We start from the raw sequence: 23,918 nt of genomic DNA, 5'->3' as shown, positions 1-23,918 counted from the left end.
TATAAAATCCTTAGGCCGCAACCTAAGGATTTCTTTTGAATATATAGCGTGTTTTTATGGCTATGCTTTTATTTCTTATCAAACAGATAGGTTTTTCCTTTCTGAATGAGTTGCATTTGTTTGCTTTCAGGAATAAAGAGAATGGTGATACCGCCTTTTTCAAACTGGAATTTATTTTTTTCCATCTTTTCCAGAGGGAATTCCTGTTGTCCTTTTCCTTGCGCAAATAAAGATCCGTTTTTAGAAAATACAGTCAAAGGAATCGGGATTTCTTTTGATTCATATTCTCCTTCATATTGTTTTAGTTCGGGATCTGATTTTTCTGCGTCAAAAGATGGGTATTGGTAATTTCTTCCATATAAAAGATTTAAAATACCAAGATACAGATCATTATGGGACAGATTTTCTCCGTTAATGGTCACTGCAAAAGAGAGTTTATCATTCGGTTCATACGATAGAATAGAGTGAGATCCTGCTGTATCACCACCATGTCCGTAGGCAATAATGTTGTAGAAAGGCACTTTCATAATTCCTGTTCCGAAAAATTTTTCCTCTTTATTGGAAGTCATCATTTCAAGAGTTTCTTTTTTAATGAATTTTCCGGTGAATAAAGCATCAATGAAAGTATTCATATCCTCTGTAGTAGAAACAATATCTCCCAATCCAATACAGTTATGGAAATCAAAATCAGGAACTTCTTTCCAGCTTCCGCCTGTCAATTTGTAAGATTTAAATACATTCTTTGGATGGTCCAGTACTGAAAAAGTATGGTGCATTCCTGCTTTTTTCAGGATATTTTCCTTTAAAATGATATTATAAGGTTGACCGGAAATTTTTTCCAGAATTCTGCTAAGTAGAAAATAAGCTGAATTGGAATATTTGGTTTTCTTTCCCGGTTCAAAGCTGCCGCCCTGTTTTTTGATCTCCGCAACAATGGCTTTATCACCTACCGCCTTTCCGAAAAGCCAATTATCTTTTTCTTCACCTACATAATCGCCCAATCCGCTGGTGTGGTTCAGCATTTGTTTTATGGTGATTTTTTTAGCGTTAGGGATCTCGGGATAATATTTTGAGAGTTTTTCATCCAGTTTAAGCTTCCCGCTTTCAACCAGCTGCATCAGCATCACTGCTGTAATCATTTTACTGACAGACCCTATTTGATATTGCGTGTCTTTATCATAGGTCACATTGTTTAATTGCTGTTGGCCGAAATCTTTATGGTATTCCTGAATGCCGTTTCTGAAAATAGATACACTGCCGATTCCCTGGTTTTTCTCAGCAATATAATTCAGGAAATCATCTATTTTTTCTTTATTAATTGCTTTTCCATTGAGGTACGGAACATCAGAATTTTTAGAAACAGGAAGATGTCTGAATAGGTCTAAAGGAAGTATTTTCCCATTCTGGGTAAAGTTCCCTTCAAAATGATCTTCTTTAAAAACTCCCTTATAGCTGGCATTGATTTTTTTGATGCTAAAACTAAGTTCGTTATTCGTGAAAGCCGTTTGGTCTACAGTGATATCATTTTTGCTCTGTTTGGGACTGTTGAGCAGAGAGGAATAGCCTTCCGGATCTTTTTTGATCTTCAGTATCAAGGGTAGTTTCATCATCTGGGTGTCGATTTCTCCGTTCCAGGTGCCTTCAATTTGGGCGTGACAAAGGTGTGCCAGAAAAACCAGCACCAATAAAAATTTGATTTTCATGATGTTTAGAAGTATTTAGATAGTAATATTTGGCATATCAAAGTCGTGATCATAGATGCCGCGGCAAAAAGTACGATATGCTGCCATTTTTTGATATTGGTTGCTGTTTTAAAGCCATTGTAATAAAGGGTTATACTATAGATCAAAATAATAATAGTGACTGATGCCATTGTGAGCATAATGGCAATGTCTAAAACAGGTAACGGATCAGAAGGGTGTTTCTGATGCGCGATCACTTTTTTAGGAGCCTCTTTTATAAAAGATATTTTGTCTGTGGCTTGAAGAATAACAAGCAAAAGCTGTGAAATTAATACGGTATTGGCAATATCAATAAGCCGTGTTTTGCTGTTTAAAATTTTACCTAAAATGAAAAGAACGGCTATGGCAGACGAAAAACTGATTAAGGTGGGAATAGCAACAGCCTGGAATGTCACCTTATCTAAACTGTTAATCCTATAAATACTGCTGAAATAGGTACCTGTCCAATAACCCACTAAAATAGCCAAAATTGTTGCTAATATGCCAATACCTAGCAGCAATTTATCATCAAATCTTTCAAAAGGATTAAATATGGTTTTCCAGTTCATCTTGTTGAGTTTAGAGGTTCGTTTTTAGTTGTCCTACTTTAGTGATCAGGTCGTCCATTTTATTTCTCATGGTCGGATAGGAAAGTCCGGCTTGTTTGGCCATTTCTTTGATGCTTCCGCTGGAAAGAAAGAAATTCAGAACAAATTCCTGCTCTTCACGGTTCAACTTGAGAAGAACGGGAAGTTCGTAATCGCCACTGACTTCTGTTTTGCAGCTCGGGCATTTCATCTGACTTACGTTTAAAGTACTGTCACAACTTGGGCAAACCGTCGGAAGTTTCATTGATTATATTTTTTACGAAAGTAATACTTTTTTTTAATAAAGTTAAAATGTTTTTTAATTTTATTAAATTTTTTTTATGAAATGATCTGAAAGTCCAGGATTTTAATGGTGAAAGGAGAGAAAGAATTAGAGGGCGGGTGAGTAATGAACTAAAAGATTCAACCACCCCGTCAAAAATTCTTTGAATTTTCGCCACCCCTTCGGAGGAGGGGAATTGTCACGTTTTTTATTGAATTGTTCGTGAGGATCCGTGAAATATTTTTTGAGAGGGTAGATTAAGTACTCAAGAATTTTTGCTTCTGTTGAGTTGGCCCGATCTTCAAGGAGAAGTTAAAAGGATAGTGGTTAAAATAAAAAGCTGAAAAGAAGGAGTCAAGGTGGTTATTTATCTCTTGTCTCCTTCTTTCAGCTTCCTGTATTTTAATATTGGTTACTTCTGATTTACCTTAATATACCTCTGATCCTGTTCGCATTGGTAATAAGTTCTTCAAGGTATTCATAGTTTTCTTTTTCTAGTGCAGCCTTAAATTTTCTAAGCTGGGTAATATGTTCGTTCAGAACATCCAGAACATTTTCTTTGTTTTGTTTAAAGATAGGAACCCACATTTCCGGGTGTGATTTTGCAAGACGTACCGTACTGGAGAAACCGGAACTGGCAAGCTGGAAAATCGTTTCCTCTTCACGTTCTTTTTCCAAAACAGTATTGGCCAGAGCGTAAGAGGTAATATGAGAAATATGAGAAATATAGGCCGTATGAATGTCGTGGTCTTCTGCATTCATGTAGATCAGGTGCATATCAAGGTTTTCTGCCACTTTTTCGACCAACTGAAGAGCGTCGGGTGCCGATTCTTCCTTGTTGCAGATAACGCCTGCCTTTCCTGAAAAACTGTCGGAAACAGCAGATGCAGGACCACTGTTTTCCGTACCCCACATGGGGTGAAAAGCCACAAATCTGGAACGTTTCGGATGGTCTTTAACTGAATTGACGATCCCTGCTTTTGTAGATCCGGCATCCATTACAGTTTGGTGGTCGGATATTAAATCCAGAACATCAGGAAGTAACTTTCGGGCTGCATCTACAGGAACGGCAATGATGATAAAATCAGCATTTTTAACCCCGTATTCGAGATCTGTACCCGCATCAATAATTTTAAGTTCCAGTGCTTTACTGATGTGCTGCTGATTGTTATCAATTCCATAGATAAAATCTGCAATGCCTTTTTCTCTTAATTTTAAAGCCATTGAACCTCCGATTAAACCTGCACCAATAATACTTATTTTCATCTTTTTAAATTTTTTAAAATAAAAAACCCCGTCCTAGGACGAGGTTTATATGTTTATGTTCATAAGAATCCCTATCCCAGATCTGAGTTAAAAATTCTATAATAATATGTCGTGTTATTGAAATTCACAGAGCAAAGGTATAAAACATTTTTTTAAACTCAATATATTTTTGACTTAAATTATTACGGTGTTTCTTCGCCGGTTTAATCTGCGCTGTGAATAATGATTCTTTTAACGTCTTTATCCATTTGCTCAAGACTTAAGGTCGTTACTCCGCCTTCAAACTGAAACTCAATCTCTGTTTTCTTTGGAGAAACCGTGTAGCTGATGGACAACAGGCCGTCTTTATTGATTTCTTTGGTGGTATTTTCTTTGGGAAGGTCCGGCAGTAAAAGTTCTGCTTTTTCTATCTCCTGATCTTTTATGGTAGCTTGGTAGACTTCATTAACGTCTTTATTTTTAAAGATACATTCCACTTCGGTTTCATATTCAACCTGTTTTTCCGTGCATTCTTTCAAAGTGGGAATTTCCTTCGTTTGCGGAGTGATGGTATTTGCTGAAGGTGCTTTTGCAGTGATGGTATCCTTTGTAGTTGCTGTGGTCTCAGTACGCTCTTTTTTGGAATCATTTTGACAGGCTGTAAAAATTAACAGACTTAGGCAGACGAAACTTATTTTTTTCATTGATGGAATTTTAAATTTACTTTTTAGAATGGTTCAAAAATAATGAATATTCATCTTTGAAATGGACTCAGTCTGCAATTTTAAAATGTTTGTTTTTGTAAATTTTTGAATATCAGTTGAATTTTTGTTTAGGGATTACTTTTTAATACGTAAAATAATGGTCAATTTCAACTGGCTTTTTCTGGTAGAAGAGCATTGTAATAGTCGTCTTTTTGTACTTTTGTATGACGAAGCTTTTTTTTAAAAATAACTTCACTGAATCGTATCCACTTGATCATTAAATCTAAATAATATGAACTATCTGAAAAAAGTAACCTTCATGATATGCTTTGCCACAGGCATCTGTCACGCTCAGCAAAAGAATACAGACGCGAATTATAGTTTTAGCGGTTTTATCAACCAAAAAATCCCTGTTGAACTAAACTTAAGTGTTTCAAAGAATGTCGTTTTAGGGAACATCAGATATGTAAAAACTAAAGAAAAGAAACCCATTAAAATAATAGGAACGGTGGATTCCGGAAACCATTATCATTTGGAGGAATTTGAAAACGATGGGAATATCAGCGGGATTATTGATGCGGTCTTAAAAAATGGAAAATTATCTGGATCATGGTCTTCCACAAAGTCTGAAACAGTTTATCCCATGACACTTGATATCCAGACTAAAGTCCATCCGAAACCGGAAATATTTGCACCTGTTCCGTCTGATCGTTTTGAAGGAACGTATACGTATCAATATGGAGAAAACGGGTATCAGGGAAGTATCACGATTAAAAAGCTGAAAGATCAGATGTATTCCTATGACATTGGTTCTGTAACGGGGGCTCCGGGCAGAAATATTGCAGATGCATCGGGAGAGGTGATGATTAAAAATAATCAGTTTACAATTGATATCAATAAATCATGTTCATTCGTCGCGACTTTTTATAATGGATTTTTATCAATTACACAGGTTCCGTCTGTGCAAACATCAGATTGTGAGTTTGGAATGAATGCAACGTTGGAAGGAACTTTTCTTAAAGTGAAATAGATTCTTGAATACACTTTATTGAATCACTCCCGGAAAAATAAAAACTAACTTTTAAAAGTTGGTTTTTATTATAGAATGCACCAATGAGCCACCCTACAAAGGTGCATTATCATGAGGATTAACTAACTTTGTTACCCAACAGTAAATCAATATCGCGGCAATATACAATGATCATGAAGAATTGTTTTTATCTTTTACTGGTAGTAATTGCTGCCATACAGTGGAGTAATGCGGGAACTTTCACAACCGAAACTGGAAATAGGCAGCTTTCTACATCTGATACGATAAAGATCAAAGAATCATTCAGGGAAAATGATATTGTCGTCAACGAATATTTAACAGATAGGCTGAAACCAATCCGTGCCAATTTTAAAAGGATCAATTCTAATACAAAATGGAGTTCCATTACAAAGAGAGACATAGAAGGAGAATCCGCAGAAGGCGGGGAAGCTGTATTTTATGAGCAGAAGGGGCGTTTGGAAAAGATAACGGCAAGACTTTACGGCGAAATGGGGCAGGTACTTACCGAATATTATCTTCTTAATGGAAATCTATCGTTTGTTTTTGAGAAGATATATATCTACAACCGGCCGCTTTTTTATGATGTAAAGGCTATGAAAGAAAATAATGATACCGAAGCTTTTGACTTTAAAAAATCAGAGATTGAGGAAAACAGAAATTATTTTGAAAAAGAAAAACTGCTTCATGTAACCAATAGTCTGGATTGTGGTGCACCTTTCAGCAGTGATTATATTGAAGGAGAGCAGAAAAGAATTTCTGAGACATTTCAAAAACTTCTAAAGCTCAGGAAGGAAAAATAATGTAACAATATAACAATGTACCAGTTTATCAATCATTTAATCAAGCCGGATACTACAAATATCTATTATAATATCTTGGGATTATTCTATTGTTACATTGTTATACTGCTACAGTGTTACATTAATTCTATGGGTTCGAGATAATCAATGTCGAAGGAATATCAGACAGCCAAAGGCTCTTACTGTCGATCAGGTTTTTCCAGCTTTTGCTGCTGACCAACATCAGATCCTGTGAGTTCAGGAATTCTTTCTCGATCTTTTTCTCGTTATATAAAGTGATGTGATTCGGGGCTACCTGTTCAATACTTCTGATCAACTCTTTCACTTCGATATTATGACGGATCTGTCCGGCAGCATCCAGGATAATAATTTGTGAATTGTTATTGTTGATCAGTCTTTTCGCATACTCCAGCAGATAGAAATCGCTCAGGTTAAAAATAGGGACAAATACTTTATCCGCTGATTTGAAATCTTTTTCTACCATAATACCTACCGGAATTTGGGTCTTATCTAGGATCTGAAGCGTAAAATCGTCAAAAGGAGAATTGTTGAAAATATTTCCTTTCCCTTTTACCGTATTCAGAAGTTTTTCAGGATTGATAATTTTGGTGGTGAACCCAAGCAATCTTCCCAGTAAGCTTCCTTCATACATTGACTTCCCAAGCATAATCAGGAGAAGATCATAATTTCCTTTATTTGAAATCCCTGCAAGATCGTTTTGAATATCAGTAGACGCTTTGAAAAGGGTCGTAACTTCCAGTTTCAGATCGTGTGATGTTTCGATGACGTTTTTGAACTGCGCATCTTCATATTCATCGATATCATAAGCGTGCATTTCGTCCACGGGAGCAATATTCATCGCCGTAATGCTTTTATTACCGTTCATTTTATTGGTAAAATCGTGAGCCAGCTTCAGAAGCGTGCTTCCGGATTCCGGTTTGTCAAAAGAAAGCAATACGCGGTATTTGGAATCATGACCATCATGCATTTCTTCGTCGCTTTTTTTAGATTTAAAAATAAAATTAATAAAGTCTAAAGCAGGCCCCGTCATAAATGTGGTAAACAAAGCCATAATAACCAGCATCGCAAAAATCTCCGGGCTTAACACGCCCAGATCATACCCGATATTCAGGACGATAAGCTCCATTAATCCTCTTGTATTCATCAATGCACCAATCGTTAAACTTTCTTTCCAGTTGATTCCTACAAACCTTGCAGTGAGTGCACTTCCTATGAATTTTCCTGTGACAGCCGTTAAGATGATAAATCCTGCCGTCATCCACAAATGACCATCATTCAGTAATCCTATTTGCGTACGGAGACCTGTAAAGACAAAGAATAACGGAAGGAGAAGGACTAAAGCAACATCTTCAACCTTATCGATGAAAAGGGTTCGGAATTTTGCATTTTCCGGCATGATAGCTCCGGCCATAAACGCTCCGAATAATGCATGGATACCAATGACTTCAGTAGCATAGGCAGAAAGGATCAGGGTCAGGAAGAAAATAGCGACCATCGGTTTGCTGATGGTTTTTTTGCCCGCCTGAAGATCACCGATTCTTTTTAAAAATGGTCTCACGATCTTGATCATTAAAAACACATAGGCAATAGCCATAATGATCACATAGATGGAACTGGTGAAAGATCCTGCTTTTACAATGGCTATTACAGCGGCAAGGATACACCATGCCGTAATATCATCAGCTGCTGCACAGGTAATAACAATAGTTCCCAGCTTGGTTTTCTGAAGATTTCGCTCCTGAACAATTCTGGCCAATACCGGAAATGCCGTAATACTCATTGAAATAGCAATGAACAAGGCAAATGATGTAAACTGAATGCCTTCCGGTGCAAATTCCTGATACACATAATAAGAAAGCCCAATTCCTAGTGCGAAAGGAATAATGATACTCGCATGACTAATCACTACTGCATCGTGAGCTTTTTTTCTTAATACACTCAGATCCAGCTCCATTCCTACAATATACATAAAGAGGATAAGGCCTATCTGACTCAGAAATTGTAAGTTACCTAAAGATTCTTTCGGAAAAAGAGAAGCGGAAAATTCAGGAAAGTACATCCCAAGTAGTGATGGCCCCAAAACGATCCCAGCAATCATTTCACCAATTACCGTAGGTTGTTTGATTTTCATACAGATCCATCCGAAAAGTCTTGCGACCAGAATAATGGTGACAATCTGTGCAAGAAGCAATGCCAGCGGATGGTGGAGGTTGGCTTTAAAAGATTCCTGAAAATTCTCCCAGGTAGAGCCAGTATTGGTTTTTCTAACGATATTTTCTCCGATCTCCAGCGTCTGTCCTTCTATGATGAAGAAGTACATCAGGCAGGAAAAAAAGGCAATGGTCAGAATGTAAAAAATTAAATTTCTGTATTTTCCCCAGTTCATGATTCCTAATATTTTAATGCAAAGTTGATGAGAATATATTGATGTTAAATACCCTTCTTTCTAAAATGTAATAAATGTTCTAAAAAATGTAATAAAAGTCTATCTGAAAGAATATCCCAGCCCGAGCCCTGCTTTCCAGGCTCCGTTTTCTGCAGATGTTTTTGTATTGTAATAAACCGGTATCTGAAGAGCGATCTTTTTGTACACTACGGTAAGACCTGCGCCCAGGTTTGGGGTGATCGGACTGTTTTTTGTTCCCGGAGAATGATCTTCTTTGATCCGCAGCGAAGGAAGCATTCCGGCGATAAGTTTCAGACCTTTATGGGTAAAGCTGACATTCGGGCCTGTAAAGTTGATAAAAGCTCCATGATCTACATATCCGGCCACTACAACTCCATCAAAAAAGGAGGCTTTCACCTTTGAACCTGTTTCCTGAGAAAAGCAAAGTCCGGATATGAGAATTCCTGCTGCATACACACAATTTTTCATTATAAAATCATTTAATCTGCAGCAAAAATACACAGGATTGATGGGTCAAAAGGGAAGGATGTAATGAAACCATTGTATTTTGCAGTGAAACCGCAAACGTCTGAAAGATCTACTTTCCGAACAGTTCCATCAGTGAATTTTTATAGGCTTCTCCAATTTGAAGCTTGAGAAAATGATCGTTTTCCGCCTGAATGGTCGTAATGATTTCGTTGGTAGAAAATACTTTGATGGATGCCAGAGCGATGATCTCTTTTTTATTCACCTGGGCAAAATCTTTGGAAGGAAGCATTTCAAGAAGTGTTTTAAAACTGAGATTTTTAAGGACAATGGTCGTTCCGTCGTTCAGAATAATATCTTTATCACGGCTGTCGATCTCCGATGTTTTAATGTAACCGATCTGTTCTGTAAAAATAACGGTCCTTCCGATATTGGTATTCCATTCAATCAGATCTTTTTTATGGGGAATGTCTACCAGTTCTTTTGCTTTTTCGAAGGCCTGGATCAGCCTTTCTTTTTTGATCGGTTTTCTTACATAGTCTACCACATTCAGATCAAAAGCTTCTGCTGCATACTCTTTATAAGCGGTGGTGAAGATGATCTTTTTGGAACCGGAAATAATTTCTGCTACCTGAAGTCCGGTCATTCCCGGCATCTCAATATCAAGAATGCACAGATTACAGTCGATGTTATCTATTTCACTTAGAAAAATTTTAGGATCATTGAATGCCTTTACCACTTCTACATTTTCGATCTGTTCGCATAGAAGTTTTAAATAGCTGATCGCCAGCAATTCATCATCGAGAATAACGCATTTTATCATAGAATTCTCCTAAATTGATTTTTAATTCTGCGGTGAAGATACCGTTTTTCGAATTTTTCTCAAGCTGGTAATGATTGCTGTAAATCATTTTAAGCCTTTGATCAAGGGACTGGCTTCCAAAACCGCTGTTTTCCTTTTCCAGAATATTCTTTAAAGAAGATTTGTTGCTGACTTTCATGGTGAAAATACGGTCTTCAAGTTCCAGATGGATCGAGATAAAAGAGTCCTGAGCGAGAAAATCTGTATGTTTGAAGGCATTTTCAATAAGGTCAACAGAGATCAGCGGAGCAAAAACCTTTTCTTCATACACCGCATCAGACTTATTGATTTTGGACTTGATTCTGAAATCAAAAAGAGGATTGATCTTTATTTTATTGATCTCAATAAGGCTTAAAGCAAAATTCAGTTCCTCTTTCGGACTTACAAATTTATTATTGCTTTCGTATAAAATATAATCCAGGACATTCGCCAGCTTATCCAGAGACATATAAGTCTGGTAGGCGTGCGACTGCACAGAATTCAGAATATTCTTAAACAGATGGGGATTCAGTTTTGTACCGATATGTTCCAGCTGAACTTCATTGAGCTTTTGTTCAATGATCTTATTGGCTTCAGACAGTCTGGTGTTTTTTTTCCTGAAATTGCTGTTCTGGCTGAACAGGTAAATGCTGACTGTGAGCAGAAAGAAAATAGCAAAAACTCCAATGAATATCAGATAATCGTGGATCATATAGTAATTGCCTTCCATAAAAATAACGGTTAATGATCTGTAAACAAATGTAGCAAAAGATCTTCAGGATTATTTAAGTTTTTTAAGACTGTTTATATTAACGGTTTCTTCACACTTTTCAAAAGTGATCTCATAAGAAGGATTTTTTTCAGGATAAGTGATAACATAGTCTGGACACGGCTTTTTCTGGGCATGACTTCTGTCGAAATCTACTTTTCCGTTGGTAATGATACTGTCTTTTATAAATTTCTCATCAATTTTATAAGTGCTCATTCCGTTTTTGACGTCTTCAGAGTACTTGAACTCTTTAGACAGAGTTTCTGCGATCACACGGCTGTTGGGAAGATATCCGCTGCAGCTCGCGCCTTTTTTGTTTAAAATAAAAAATACAAGAATCAGCCCCGGAACAAGGCCTATTAAAAAGAATTTAAACTTTTTCATTAGAAAATTAAAAGATTGATATCATGGTAAGTAAGTCCGAAACGGTCGCATATCACTTTTTTGGTATGTCGTCCTTTATACATATACAGACTCTGCTTCATTTCATTTTTGCGGATCAGCATATTTTCAAAACCGCCTTCTTCATCATAATTCAGAATATAGGAAAGGAAGAAATTGGAAATTGCTTTTGTGGTAGTTCTCGGCATTCTTGAGGTAAGATTCGGAAGTCCGCAATGGATAACACCGTGTTTGATGATATAAGGATCCTCCATCGTTGTTAGCTCGGATGTTTCGATCACTTTACCGTTGTCTATGGTAATATCAATAATTACGCTGCCCTTCTTCATTTTCGCGACCATTTCTTCGGTAACGATAGGGGTCATATTTAATCTTGGAAGTGCCCCGATCACTACATCTGCACGTCGTAATGCTTTGCTTAATTCTTTCGGATCAATAATAGAGGTCGGAACCCTGCTGTCTACAAGAGTATGGAGTCTTCTCAGTTTTGAGAGTGAGTTATCAAAAACCCTTACGCTGGCTCCAAGTCCGATAGCTGCTTTTGTGGCAAATTCTCCCACAATTCCGGCACCTAAAATAACAACTTCTGCAGGTCTCACACCCGTAATACCACCCAGCATTAAGCCGTTTGACAAGGCGAGAAGTTCAGATGCATACAAGACAGACACTGTTCCTGCAATTTCGCCGACCAGTCTTACCAGAGCAAGCTGTTTGTACTCGTCAACAATAAATTCAAAAGCGATGGCATTGATCTTTCTTTCCGCCAACTTGAGGAAATAATCCTTATCCCTAAGGTTGATCTGAAGAGCTGAAACCAGATAGGTATTAGGTTTCATATAATCAATCTCATCTTCTGTAGGAGGATTAATTTTAAGAATAAGATCCTGCCCGAATGCTTCTTTAGGATCATTGGTGATCTTTGCTCCGGATTCAGAATACTGTAAATCTGTAAAAAAAGAACCTTCTCCGGCACCTGCTTCTATAATGAGTTCATGGCCGTGTTCTACCAGTACCTGTACTGCATCGGGAGTAATGCACGTTCTCCTTTCGTTAAGACAGGTCTCCTTAGGAATTCCAATACTGAACTGCTTTCCTTTCTTTATAACCTCCAACTTTTCTTCTTTCGGCATCAATTCTTCTTCAGTAAAAGGAGTAAAAATATTTGTAGTACTCATTCTTTAAATAAATTATGTCTTACAGGTTGTTGTTTTCAATTGAATTTATGAAGCAAAGATACATAATATTTACTCGAATGAAATTTCTCTTTCATCCCCTGTATTCACGATGCTCATTGTGTGGTACTTAAGCCCGTATAGTTCTTCTTCGTATACTTCCGGCCATTCTATGATGCATAGAAACGCATGATCCAGGTATTCTTCAATCCCGATATCATAGACTTCTTCGATGTTTTTTAAACGGTAAAGATCAAAGTGGTAAATCTTTCCTTCAGGCGTAGTGTATTCGTTGACAATAGAGTAGGTGGGAGAGTTGACTTCATCCTGACTTCCCAGATTTTTGAGAAGAAACTGAGTGAATGTCGTTTTGCCTGCGCCAAGGTTTCCTTTTAAAAGAAGGATGTTATGCTTTAAGTCAGGAATGATCTTATCGACAACTTCCTGCCATTCATGTAAGGACTGTATTTTCATGCTGCAAATTTAATTCTAAATTATATAATTATTGTCAATAGTTCATGATTTCACCTAAAATACTCTTTAAGATTTGACCCTAAAAAACCGGCTGAAAGTATCTTTCAGCCGGGCTTATCAATTAATCATACAAAAACTACTGTTTAATGATCTTATGGATAACAGTCTGACCATTATCGAGTGCTACCCTAAGAATATAAAGTCCCGAAACTAAATTTTCTAGAGATACTTCCTGTACCTGACCTCCTGTTTTTACAATCTGTCCGGAGATCGTATACAGTTCAAAAGATTTTACTTTCTCTTTAGAATCAATCCTGACAAAAGATACCGCAGGATTAGGGTAGATTCTTATTTTGTCTTTTACGGTTTCAAGAGTAGAAAGATTACCTGCTTTAATTTCAAAATTGTCAAAAGAAAGATCAAAATCTCCCGCCGTCCTGTTGGCATTAATTCTAACTTTTACAAACTGGTTTTGATAAGCGGCGAGAGAATATGTTTTTTTGATATAATTTCCTGTACCGGGTTCATTATTTACGGTTCCTATTGTAGTCCATGTAGCTCCGAAATCTGAAGAAATCTGTACGTCAAAGTTACCCCAGGCTGCTAATGGTGCAAATGGACTGTTGTAACTGCTTTGCTTGTAATAAAAGCTTAGTTCATAATTGGAGGTATTCAATGGTCCTACATTAACCGTGCTGAATGTTCCTGAGGCGGTACTTCCAAAAAGGTTTTTATATAAGTTGGTCGTTGTAGTTCCATGTCCTGTTGCGCCTCTGTCAGTTCCTGATATGAAGGATTGCGGGCTAGTTCCATTCGTCCAGCCCTGTGGGAAAGCTGAGGTTGAGAAATCTTCTTTCCACGGAGCCGGAGTAGTAGGAACCGTAGAAAAGGCTATCGTTTTCCATGGGCTTTTTTCGCCTGGTGAACATGCCCTTCTGATCCAGAAATTATAACTGCCGTTTGAAAGACCTGATAGGTTCACAGAATGAGTTCCTGACGCTAAGGTTACAAAGCTGTTGGTGTTTGCGGGTGGCGTATTGACAGCAGAAACAAAATATTCATAGCCTGATCCGGGCTCCTGATTGTTAACGTTAGTCCACGAAATAGTCGCCCCATTATAAGTTTCTTCATTTAATGTCACTGAAGCAAGTTCAGTACAGCTCGGTGCTGCCTCCCAGATGACATCATCCACATACATGTACGACCACGTGCTTCCTTCTACTCTTCTTATTCCCAGATGATTGGCGGCTCCTGAGTAATTATTCAGGTAAACCACATATTCCTGGTATGTTGTGGTCAAAGGGAGTGTTTCAATGATTTCAACATTGGCAGAAGATGTATTTCCTGTTAAAGCTACAATTTGAATTTTTATATCTGCTGAAGTTCTTTTCGCCTTGAAACGAAGCCTGTGTGTTCCGCTGTTGATGTTGGTCAGTTCCGGACTTACCAGAATGATTTTCGTGGCTGCTTCTGTTGTGGCCGCTCCGTTTCCGTAAAAACTGATATTGTTTGGTGATGAGTTCGCTTCTGTGGTTGTTAAACTAATGGTAGGTGTAGAACCATTATTGGAAGTCAGGATTTTACCCCAGCAATTCGGGAGATTATTTGCTCCTGAAACAGAATCAAAGTTTTCGTACAATGAAGATGTGGGCGGACAGGTTGTATAAATACTTACCGTTCCGGAATATGAGCTCTGACATTGGGTACTTACTCTTTTTCCACGGATAAAGTATTGAGTATTCGGCTGTAGTCCTGAAATAGGCTGAGATAAAGCAGAAGCTCCCAGGGTAAAAGGTGATCCTGCCACCATTGACATAAAATTACTGTCCGAAGCCACTTCAATAACCGTATTGATGGGTAATGCGTTTCCGTTTTCGGAATCGGACCATGTTATATCAAATGAATTGGTGTTTACATTGGAGGTCGTGATATCATTTACGGAAGCTGGACAGCTAATGATAGAACTGCTTAAAGGATTCTGTGTATTGTACAAAGGCCCGTTCATACAGTTTGAATTCACAGCATAAACAGTGTAGGTATACTGATTATTTCCCCGGATTCCGTGATTATAATTGTTTTCAAAAGTTGTATTAGATCCGTAATACACTACATAAGCATTGAGAGAAGCATTTTCGCCGGTAGTGTAGGCCGTTCCGTTTGCCGGTGCATTAGGTGATGTTCCGTTTGCATTTCTCAGAATAAGATATTTATCCGCTGCAGGAGAGCTGGCTGTAAAAGTTCCGTTAATGATCATTCCTGAATTCGTTAAAGCTAAATTAGATGCTTGTGATACAGGTACAATACAGGCAGTGGGGGCAATCCAGGTAAACGTCAGACCCTGTGTTGGAAGAAAACTGTAGTTAGTTGTGATACCCGCAGAGGAGTTAGTTCCTGCTACCGTATTATTCCAATTGCTGGAAGCATTTCCTGATGCAGCTCTGTTATTATAATCACTGTTGGTCGCTCCTCTCAGACCAACTTTGGCACTGGATGCGTTGGGTGATCCCTGAGAAGCCATGCTGTACACATACCTGATACTTCCGTTTTCATGCAGTCTCGCCTGGAAATTCCAGTCATGATGAGAGGTAGACGTAGCTGCTGTCGATGAATAAGGTCTGAAATGACTCCACTGAACAATAAATTCGCGGTTGGGAGCACTACCGGCAACTGTATAATCTATCGATCCTGTCAGGCCGTTTACATTAAAAAGAGATTGAAGGTCAGCAGACGATGGTGAAACAACTCCTGCGTAGGCAGTTCCTGAACCTATAGGGTCGGAAGAACTGGTGACAGGGCTTCCAAAGCTGATGAATCCGTTGGCATGGACCTTTATAGAATTAAATGTACTTCCGTTAAAAGGAAATGAAAATGGAATAACAGTATTCAGTGGATAGACATTGTCGTCCAGGACTCCTGAACCTGTAGATGCCGTAGCTTTTGCAATATTGGTGGAATTGGAAATAGGAATATAAGTCCCTTGGTTTTGTGAGAATGAATAAGATGAGATCACCTGTGCATCCAGAGAAGTATACACGAACAGCACGAAAGCCGCGATCATACCTGGTTTTACCCGTTTGAGTAATGTAAAGAATTGAGTTGTAATCATGCTTAATGGTTAAAAATTTTCAATGCAAACATATTATTTTATTTAGAATTGATTTAAATAAGATCGGTGATATAAATCATTCTTTTTGCGGAAGTTTTTTTCTTCAAACTAAATATTTAATTTTACGGTATGATTTCCAAACAGACCATAGATAAAATTTTTTCAACGATACGGGTAGAAGAGATAGTAGGAGAGTACGTGCAGCTGAAAAGAGCAGGGTCTAACTTCAAAGGACTCAGTCCTTTTCACGATGAAAAATCTCCGAGTTTCGTCGTTTCGCCGAGCAAACAGATTTGGAAAGACTTCTCAACAGGTAAAGGAGGAACCGCCATCTCATTCCTTATGGAGATTGAGAATTTTACCTATCCTGAAGCCCTTCGACACGCCGCTAAAAAATACGGGATCGAAATTGAAGAAGATCAGCGTGAGTTTTCTGAAGAAGCAAAACATGCACAGACCGAAAAAGATCAGCTGTATAAAATTCATGAAGTTGCCAACACATATTTTCAGGAGATTCTTTGGGATTCGGAAGAAGGGAGAAGTATTGGTTTGGCCTATTTCAGAGAGCGTGAGCTGAAAGATGATATCATCAAAAAATTTCAGCTTGGATATTCCGTAGAAAAGAAGAATGCCTTCACTGTTTATGCCGAGGAAAAAGGTTATACGAAAGATATTCTTGAAAAATCCGGACTTTCTATATTTCCTGAAAACACACCATCCGGAATCGACCGTTTCAGAGAAAGAGTTATTTTTCCTATTCATAGTTTTTCGGGCAGGGTTTTAGGTTTCGGAGCCAGAATTCTTAAGAATAATGTCAAGACAGCCAAATACCTTAACTCACCGGAAACAGAGATTTACCATAAATCCAATGTTCTTTACGGGTTAAATCAAAGCAAACAGGCAATTTCCAGAAAAAACAACTGTCTTCTTGTAGAAGGCTATATGGATGTGATCGCGCTTCATATGTCAGGGATCGAAAATGTAGTGGCCAGTTCAGGAACGTCTTTGACCATCGAGCAGATTAAACTGATCAAAAGGCTGACGGAAAATGTAACGATTCTTTTTGATGGTGATAATGCAGGAATCAAAGCCAGTTTCAGAAGTATTGATATGCTTTTGACAGAGGGAATGAATATTCGTGTCCTGCTTTTCCCGGAAGGTGATGACCCGGACTCATTTGCCAGAAAGCATCCGCAGGATTATGTAGAAAAGTTCATCGAAAATGAAGCGACGGATTTCATTGACTTTAAAGCAGATATTCTTTTAAAAGATGCCGGAAATGATCCCATAAAAAAAGCCGAAGCCATCCAGAATATTGTAAAATCGGTTTCTTTCGTACAGAATGCCCTGAAAAGGGAAGTCTATCTGAAAGAGGTTTCCAATAAATTCGGATTGTCCGAACAGAGTCTTTTCAACGAGTTGGATGTTCAGAAACAGATTACTCAGAATCAAACCCAGCACATTCAGCAACAAAAAGAGAAAACTCCGGCTAAGCTTGAAATTGTACCTCTGGACGAGGAAAAAGAAGATCCTTATCTCTACGACGTTTTGTTTATGGAAAGCAAACTCGTCGATCACATGCTGATGTTTGGTGATATTGTGTTAAAAAGAACCAACGATAAAAACGAAGAATATCAGATTACCGTTATTGAAGAAATCCTTCTGCATTTTGAAGAGGAGCAGTATAATTTTTTAGTAAAAGGCAATGAAATTATCATCAACCAGGTGAAAGAAGGAATTCAAAAGGATGAACTGAGAAGCGGAAACTTTTTTGTGGCTTTTATGGATGAAGAAATAACTTCAAAGGTAGTAGATGCCCTGATTCCTCTGGATGAACTGGAAAACTGGGGTTCCAGAAATATTTATCCGCCCAATTATGGTGACAAAATAGCGGAACAGGTTCAGGGAGATGTTTTGCTGCACAAATACAGATATATTGATTATCTTATTAAAGAAACTGCAAAACAGCTGGACCAGTACAGTGAAACGGATGAAGTGAAATATTATGAGCTGATCAAAAAGATTACCCTGCTGAAACAAGCCTCCATCAGATTGAGCGATATTATTGAATATTCCCCTATCAAAGGTATTTACGTAGATAGAAAAAGATAGATTGCAGACATACCGCTGATCATCAGGCCGGAATTCTCTGACAAAAAGTCCTATAAAATTTTAGGAATAAAAGTTGTAATTTAAACTTCGAAAAATATTTAATAATACATAATAGAAATATGGACATTAAAAAAGAATTCAGAGATTTCTCTGTAAAACATTTAGGAAATAACGGTCTTGCTACCGATCAGTATATGGGAATGTATGGTCCAACCAATCTTACGCCATATATCATGGAAGAAAGAAGATTAAACGTTGCCCAGATGGACGTATTTTCACGTCTGATGATGGATAGAATTATCTTCTTGGGAACAGGAATTGATGATCAGGTGGCCAACATTGTAACTGCTCAGCTTTTATTCTTGGAAAGTTCTGATTCTGCCAAGGATATCCAGATCTACATCAACTCTCCGGGAGGAAGTGTTTATGCAGGGTTAGGAATCTATGACACAATGCAGATCATCAAACCGGACGTAGCTACAATCTGTACAGGAATGGCAGCTTCAATGGGAGCGGTATTACTTGTAGCAGGAGAAAAAGGAAAGCGTTCAGCGCTTAAGCATTCAAGAGTAATGATTCACCAGCCTTCAGGAGGTGCTCAGGGAGTAGCTTCAGATATGGAGATCAACTTAAGAGAGATGCTTAAATTAAAGCAGGAGCTTTATGAGATCATCGGTCACCACTCAGGACAAACTTATGAATGGGTAGAGAAGTCTTCAGACAGAGACTACTGGATGACTTCTGAGGAAGCGAAAGGCTACGGAATGGTAGACGAAGTTTTACAGAGATCTACAGAGAAAAAATAATTTCCTTTTCAGGAATATTGAAAAACGCACCGAATTTTCGGTGCGTTTTTTTATTGCTTGATTTTTATCTTAATCACAAAAGAGACAAAATCTTTTTTTACACTTTAGTTTATTTTTAAGTTTAAAAGCTGTACGAAAAGAAGGTCACTTAAGTTGTATGAAAATCTTAGATTTTCATAATTACAAAAATTCGTCGACTCCAATTCCCCTCCCATGGAGGGGTGGCGAAAATTCAAAGAATTTTTGACGGGGTGGTTCAAAAAAACACACTACTAGATGTGCATTTCATTTATTTCTTAATCATCTTATGAACCATCGTATTCTTCGATGTTTTAATTTCCACCATATAAATTCCGGTTTTCAAGGCCTGAATATTGATTCTTGCAGTATTTGCAGTCAATACCTTTTCTCCTGAAACAGCGTAGATGTTCACTTCTTTAATACTTTCCAAAGTTTCTATCTGGATAAAATCACTTGCCGGATTTGGGTAAATACTCAATTCTTTTTTACGGATATCAGAAACACCTAACGTCAGGTTCGAAGCTTCTCGTGGAGTAAATGGCAGTCTCTGTCCGAAGCTAAGGCCCAGCCAGTCGTTATTCCCCAACTGAATCTGAGAAAGATTGGTCTGTCCTCTCCAGCTTGAAAGGTCTTTTCCTTTGTAAAGCTTCCAGGTATTGGTTCCGGATGCATTTCCTGTGAAGTTATTGAGAGAAAGGGCATTGATCTGGTTGCTGCCTGATGTAAAATTAAAATAAGGAGCTTGTGCATGAATCAGCTGAAGAGCTTGTTCAGCGGTTAAACTTCCGTTATATTTAATTCCAAAAACAAAAGAATGAGCTTGTCCGGCAGAACTGCTGGTTCCAAAATCGATAACGATAAGACTTGTATTGCTTCCTGTTCCGATCCAGTTGGTAATCTGCGATGCATTATACCATGCAGAATGATAAGCAGCCACTGGAGCCGAAGGATGGGAAAGTGGTGGTGTAGTAGAGGTAAATCCATATCCGAAAGAAAGGCCGTACCATTTTCCATTAACTAATGGATCATTGTTGACCCCATTATTTAGATTCATATTCTCAGCAGTTGGGCCGGACCACGTAGACCAGTAATCTTCCAGACTTGGAATGTGATGGTTGTAATTGAAACTGTAAAGAAAACCAGAAGGAACTTCTGCTTCTATTTTAGGTTCTGCTGCAGCGATAGCATTGATGAGGTCTTCCATCGTGAGATTATTCGCATCATAACGATAGCCCCAGGCATACGATGTGGGATTGTCACTGTCATTAAAATCGGCGATGAAATAAGCCTTTTTGGAGCCCGTTCCTACCCAGAATTTAATGTCATTCTCTGTAAACTGCGCTGAAAATAGCTGCAAACATAGCAGCAGAAAAAAAAGATAGATCTTTTTCATAATATAATTAAATTAAAGTTTTATTCCCGAAACTTTCCCACAGGACAAAGAATACAGAACTCTTTTCAGATTCTTCTCTTCCTGAAGCGAATGCAGATAAGGCAGGTCTCCTGGCTTGCTTCTCAAAGTACGCCTTCCCGGACTTGGATCCAGTGGCCTTATGTACTCAAAGTTTGATACAGCTTACAGTTGCGGGTACAGCCCAAGCATTGAATTTCTTCTCACTTGATTCCCTGTTAATGAACAGATGTTCAGCCTTAACTGTTGCAAATATATTATATAAATTTTTGAAGCCGTTTTGTGAATTATCGTGTCTTTTCAGTCTTTTGTTTAACGGTTGTCAGACTTTTAGAAAGATGATTTTTTGATTTAATAAAGAATTAAAAGAAAGATTGATAATATTCGGGTTATTTCGGTGTTTAAAATAAATTCATTTAAAGATCTTATTGTTAAAATACAATTGTTATTAAATTCAACATCAGTTTACAATCAATGTATACTTTCGCGGCATAAAAGTAATTATGAAAAAACTGCTGTTATCGGCCATCATATTCACAGCGCTCGTATCATGTAAAGATGACGACAAGATGAATAACCAGGATGTCAATTATACCAAGCTTCCTCAGGAATTTCCTTTTTCCAAATTAGCAACAGTGAATGGTGTAGATATCATTAACGGTGGGTTTGGTTCCGGTGCAGCGGCACATCCTACCAGAAAGGGTGAGTTTTATGTGATCACAGACCGTGGTCCCAATACAGACTATCTGAACGGGAAAAAATTCCCGGCTCCGAATTTTACCCCAACCATTATGCATTTTAAAATTAATGCAGAAGGAAATATCGAGATCATTAAATATATTAAGCTTAAAAATCCTTCCGGCCAACCGATTACCGGTCTTCCCAATCCTGCAGGAATGGGAAGTACAGGAGAAACAGCCTACGATGCATCAGGGAATGTTTTGGGAACAGACAATTACGGGCTGGATAGCGAAAGCATTGTAGCAGCGGCAGACGGAACCTTTTGGGTTTCTGATGAATATGGTCCCCACATCGTTCATTATAGTGCAGAAGGAGTGGAGTTGGAAAGAATAAGTCCGATAGGCGTTAATACCGGGCCAAGAAAATTACCCGCTGTTTTGGCAAAACGAAGAGCCAATAGAGGAATGGAAGGATTATGCATCACTCCGGACGGAAAAATGCTGGTTGGTACTATACAGTCTACGATGTATGTCCCAACAAAAGCTTTGGCAACGAATACCACTTTAACCAGAATTGTCTCTTTCGATATAGCGACAGGACAAACAAAACAGTATCTGTATAAGCAGAATGGCGGTGCTTCAGATTCAGTGTGTGATATCACAGCCATCAGCAGTACGGAATTCCTTGTGATCGAAAGAGATGGCAACTTTGGCTCTCAGGGCGGAACCAAAAAAGTATACCGGATCAATATAGCCGGAGCTTCAGATGTAAACGGAGCTGATATTACAGCTGTTGATGGAATGAAAATCAATAATAAAGCCTTAGAGCAGTCTACATGGGATGAAATTACCAATGCAGGCATCAAGCCGGTGTCCAAAATTTTAGCCGTGGATCTGGTGGCAAAACTAGGATACGAACATGACAAATTTGAAGGAATCGTTTATTTAGGAAACAATAAACTAGCCGTCTTCAATGATGATGATTTTGGAATTTTAGATGACGGAAACGGAAATCCGAAAGCCAAGATCCTTCCTAAAACAGGAAAAGTTGACAAAGGAACGATGTATGTAGTCGATATTCAATAATTAGATTTTTTTTAAGAAAACGGCGGCATCGAAGATGCCGCCGTTTTTGATTGTATATCGTTTGAATGAATTCAATAAGAATAAGCTTTAGCCGGAACCTACGAATTAAAACCTTCAATAATTTTAGAAAAATCCTCTAATTTTAAAGCGGCACCTCCGATCAGTCCACCATCAATATCAGGCTGAGAGAAAATCTCTTTTGCATTATCAGGCTTCACAGAACCTCCGTAAAGAATAGAAATTTTGTCCGCAACTTCCTGTCCGTATTTGGCAGCAATGATGCTTCTGATGTGTGCATGAATCTCCTGAGCCTGCTCCGGAGAAGCAGTTTCCCCTGTTCCGATCGCCCAAACTGGTTCGTAGGCGATTACTACTTTTTTGATTTCTTCTGCAGAAAGGGTGAAAAGAGCGACTTCAGTCTGGTTTTTTACCACTTCGAAATGTTGTCCTGCCTTTCTTTGTTCAAGCGTTTCACCGTTACAGTATACTGGGATCAGACCTTTGTCAAGCGCCAATTTGATCTTTCTGTTGCAGTGAGAATCCGTTTCGCCATGATATTGTCTTCTTTCAGAGTGCCCGATTAATGAACCAGTTGCATCGATAGATTCAAGCATATCAGCAGAAAGTTCGCCCGTATAGGCACCGCTTTCATGCTCGCTCATATCCTGAGAGAATACACCGATCTCATCTTTTTCGAAAATATCTTTAGCCATCATCAGATATAAAGAAGGCGGCGCGATCCATACTTCGCACTGGGTGGTATTACTATTTTTATAGCTCAGTAATTGAATCATTAACTGTTGTGCGTCAATGACATTTTTGTTCATTTTCCAGTTTCCTGCAACTATTTTTCTTCTCATAGTCTTATATAATTAGGTAAATTATTGTTTATTATTTTTATTTCGCGCAGATTTTAATGATTTAGCAGATTTAAAGATTATTAACGACTCTTTTTATACTATCTATAATATTTGTTGTATTAAAATTAATTAGTATTCCTAATTTTTTATCAGATAGTTTTAAATAAGTGTAAAGTTGTTTGTAGTGAATAGCTTCTAATTCTTTTACTGATTTTAGTTCCAAAACTACCTTCTCTTCTACCAAAATATCGATTTTAAAGTTTAAATCAAATTTTTTATTGTCGTAATAAACAGGAAGTTTAACTTCTGATTTTACATTTAATCCATTTTGCTCTAGTTCGTATATAAGTATATTTTGATATATAGATTCAAGCAAGCCAGGACCTAATTGATTATAAACATTAAAAATACATTTTCGAACAATGTATGAAATTTCATTTTCTGTCATTGTCAATCTGCAAAATTCGCAAAATCTGCGTGATATTTAATTATTTATCAATCCCTTCCAGTTTAAACATGAAAGCATACACCAAAGCAATATCCTTCAGGTAATCAAATCTTCCTGAAGCACCTCCGTGGCCGTAATCCATGTCAGTTTTTAGAAGCAATACATTCTTATCCGTTTTCATATCCCTGAGTTTGGAGACCCATTTTGCAGGCTCAAAATATTGTACCTGAGAATCATGAAGCCCTGTTGTTACCAAAAGGTTAGGATAATTTTTCTTTTCGATATTTTCATATGGAGAATAAGACTTCATATAGAAATAAGCTTCCTTATTGTTTGGATTTCCCCATTCGTCATATTCATTGGTTGTCAGGGGAATACTTTCGTCAAGCATCGGTAACCGTTGCACAACTCCTATTTTTCAAAACTTATAAATAAATATGACCTCT

Annotated in this window: 21 protein-coding genes, 1 pseudogene and 1 riboswitch; of the genes and pseudogenes, 5 read left to right on the top strand and 17 right to left on the bottom strand. The window is 37.9% G+C overall.

Annotation, left to right across the window (positions count from 1 at the left end):
* Positions 1-68: 68 nt before the first annotated feature.
* The 5 genes from EG346_RS23635 to EG346_RS23615 form a co-directional block, all read right to left on the bottom strand.
* A complete protein-coding gene (locus tag EG346_RS23635) occupies positions 69-1,703 on the bottom strand; it encodes a serine hydrolase domain-containing protein (RefSeq protein WP_123882296.1) in 1,635 nt (544 codons plus the stop codon).
* A 5-nt stretch (positions 1,704-1,708) separates the two neighbouring features.
* Entirely contained in the window at positions 1,709-2,290 is a 582-nt protein-coding gene (locus EG346_RS23630; RefSeq protein WP_073334002.1) for a YIP1 family protein, read from the bottom strand.
* A 10-nt stretch (positions 2,291-2,300) separates the two neighbouring features.
* Positions 2,301-2,573, bottom strand: coding sequence for a DUF2089 family protein (locus EG346_RS23625; protein ID WP_073333999.1), 273 nt, complete (start codon positions 2,571-2,573; stop codon positions 2,301-2,303).
* A gap of 441 nt (positions 2,574-3,014) precedes the next feature.
* Positions 3,015-3,857, bottom strand: coding sequence for a prephenate dehydrogenase (locus tag EG346_RS23620; RefSeq protein ID WP_123882293.1), 843 nt, complete (start codon positions 3,855-3,857; stop codon positions 3,015-3,017).
* 203 nt (positions 3,858-4,060) lie between these two features.
* Positions 4,061-4,540, bottom strand: a complete 480-nt coding sequence (locus EG346_RS23615; RefSeq protein ID WP_123882290.1) for a hypothetical protein — start codon at positions 4,538-4,540, stop codon at positions 4,061-4,063.
* A gap of 292 nt (positions 4,541-4,832) precedes the next feature.
* Between EG346_RS23615 and EG346_RS23610 the strand changes: the two genes are divergently transcribed.
* Together EG346_RS23610 and EG346_RS23605 are read left to right on the top strand one after the other, a co-directional pair.
* On the top strand, positions 4,833-5,570 hold the full coding sequence (locus EG346_RS23610) for a hypothetical protein (RefSeq protein ID WP_123882287.1): 738 nt from the start codon (positions 4,833-4,835) through the stop codon (positions 5,568-5,570).
* A gap of 173 nt (positions 5,571-5,743) precedes the next feature.
* A complete protein-coding gene (locus tag EG346_RS23605; protein ID WP_123882284.1) occupies positions 5,744-6,391 on the top strand; it encodes a hypothetical protein in 648 nt (215 codons plus the stop codon).
* Positions 6,392-6,518: 127 nt separating this feature from the next.
* Here the strand turns inward: EG346_RS23605 and EG346_RS23600 are convergent, their stop codons facing one another.
* The 8 genes from EG346_RS23600 to EG346_RS23565 all read right to left on the bottom strand — a co-directional run bounded on the left by EG346_RS23600 (position 6,519) and on the right by EG346_RS23565 (position 16,048).
* Positions 6,519-8,798, bottom strand: a complete 2,280-nt coding sequence (locus EG346_RS23600) for a cation:proton antiporter (RefSeq protein WP_123882282.1) — start codon at positions 8,796-8,798, stop codon at positions 6,519-6,521.
* Positions 8,799-8,897: 99 nt separating this feature from the next.
* Positions 8,898-9,287 carry a hypothetical protein gene (locus EG346_RS23595; RefSeq protein ID WP_123882279.1) on the bottom strand — a complete coding sequence of 130 codons (390 nt, stop codon included), beginning with the start codon at positions 9,285-9,287 and terminating at the stop codon, positions 8,898-8,900.
* A 109-nt stretch (positions 9,288-9,396) separates the two neighbouring features.
* A complete protein-coding gene (locus EG346_RS23590) occupies positions 9,397-10,107 on the bottom strand; it encodes a LytR/AlgR family response regulator transcription factor (RefSeq protein WP_123882277.1) in 711 nt (236 codons plus the stop codon).
* A complete protein-coding gene (locus tag EG346_RS23585) occupies positions 10,082-10,855 on the bottom strand; it encodes a histidine kinase (protein ID WP_123882274.1) in 774 nt (257 codons plus the stop codon). Before EG346_RS23585 ends, EG346_RS23590 begins: the two co-directional genes overlap by 26 nt.
* Positions 10,856-10,906: 51 nt before the next feature.
* A complete protein-coding gene (locus tag EG346_RS23580; protein WP_123882271.1) occupies positions 10,907-11,278 on the bottom strand; it encodes a hypothetical protein in 372 nt (123 codons plus the stop codon).
* Complete coding sequence (locus EG346_RS23575; RefSeq protein ID WP_073333976.1) at positions 11,278-12,471, bottom strand: alanine dehydrogenase; 1,194 nt, start codon at positions 12,469-12,471, stop codon at positions 11,278-11,280. Before EG346_RS23575 ends, EG346_RS23580 begins: the two co-directional genes overlap by 1 nt.
* A 69-nt stretch (positions 12,472-12,540) precedes the next feature.
* Positions 12,541-12,942: a tRNA (adenosine(37)-N6)-threonylcarbamoyltransferase complex ATPase subunit type 1 TsaE gene (gene tsaE, locus EG346_RS23570; RefSeq protein ID WP_073333972.1), complete on the bottom strand. Its 402-nt coding sequence runs from the start codon at positions 12,940-12,942 to the stop codon at positions 12,541-12,543.
* 136 nt (positions 12,943-13,078) lie between these two features.
* Positions 13,079-16,048 (bottom strand): T9SS type A sorting domain-containing protein, encoded by a 2,970-nt coding sequence (locus EG346_RS23565; protein WP_123882268.1) that lies wholly within the window; start codon positions 16,046-16,048, stop codon positions 13,079-13,081.
* Positions 16,049-16,177: 129 nt separating this feature from the next.
* Here EG346_RS23565 and dnaG point away from each other — a divergent pair, with 129 nt between their 5' ends.
* Entirely contained in the window at positions 16,178-18,160 is a 1,983-nt protein-coding gene (dnaG, locus tag EG346_RS23560; RefSeq protein ID WP_073333967.1) for a DNA primase, read from the top strand.
* 119 nt (positions 18,161-18,279) lie between these two features.
* On the top strand, positions 18,280-18,966 hold the full coding sequence (clpP, locus tag EG346_RS23555; RefSeq protein ID WP_073333964.1) for an ATP-dependent Clp endopeptidase proteolytic subunit ClpP: 687 nt from the start codon (positions 18,280-18,282) through the stop codon (positions 18,964-18,966).
* Positions 18,967-19,255: 289 nt separating this feature from the next.
* Here the strand turns inward: clpP and EG346_RS23550 are convergent, their stop codons facing one another.
* Positions 19,256-20,380, bottom strand: coding sequence for a T9SS type A sorting domain-containing protein (locus EG346_RS23550; RefSeq protein WP_123882266.1), 1,125 nt, complete (start codon positions 20,378-20,380; stop codon positions 19,256-19,258).
* Between the two features lie 83 nt (positions 20,381-20,463).
* Positions 20,464-20,655, bottom strand: a riboswitch (cobalamin riboswitch).
* Between the two features lie 246 nt (positions 20,656-20,901).
* Between EG346_RS23550 and EG346_RS23545 the strand changes: the two genes are divergently transcribed.
* Complete coding sequence (locus EG346_RS23545) at positions 20,902-22,164, top strand: esterase-like activity of phytase family protein (protein WP_073333959.1); 1,263 nt, start codon at positions 20,902-20,904, stop codon at positions 22,162-22,164.
* Positions 22,165-22,262: 98 nt separating this feature from the next.
* Here EG346_RS23545 and tpiA read toward each other — a convergent pair whose 3' ends face one another.
* From tpiA to EG346_RS23530, 3 genes and pseudogenes are all read right to left on the bottom strand, one after another.
* Positions 22,263-23,024 carry a triose-phosphate isomerase gene (gene tpiA, locus EG346_RS23540; RefSeq protein WP_123882263.1) on the bottom strand — a complete coding sequence of 254 codons (762 nt, stop codon included), beginning with the start codon at positions 23,022-23,024 and terminating at the stop codon, positions 22,263-22,265.
* Positions 23,025-23,094: 70 nt separating this feature from the next.
* Complete coding sequence (locus tag EG346_RS23535; RefSeq protein WP_073333955.1) at positions 23,095-23,472, bottom strand: GxxExxY protein; 378 nt, start codon at positions 23,470-23,472, stop codon at positions 23,095-23,097.
* Between the two features lie 40 nt (positions 23,473-23,512).
* Positions 23,513-23,863 (bottom strand): annotated as a pseudogene (locus EG346_RS23530) (prolyl oligopeptidase family serine peptidase); the annotation flags it as partial.
* Positions 23,864-23,918: the final 55 nt, after the last annotated feature.

Source organism: Chryseobacterium carnipullorum (assembly GCF_003815695.1).
In the GTDB taxonomy this organism is placed as follows: domain Bacteria; phylum Bacteroidota; class Bacteroidia; order Flavobacteriales; family Weeksellaceae; genus Chryseobacterium; species Chryseobacterium carnipullorum.
The sequence above is the reverse complement of the archived record's forward strand: the minus strand, read 5'-3'. Positions and strand labels throughout refer to the sequence as shown.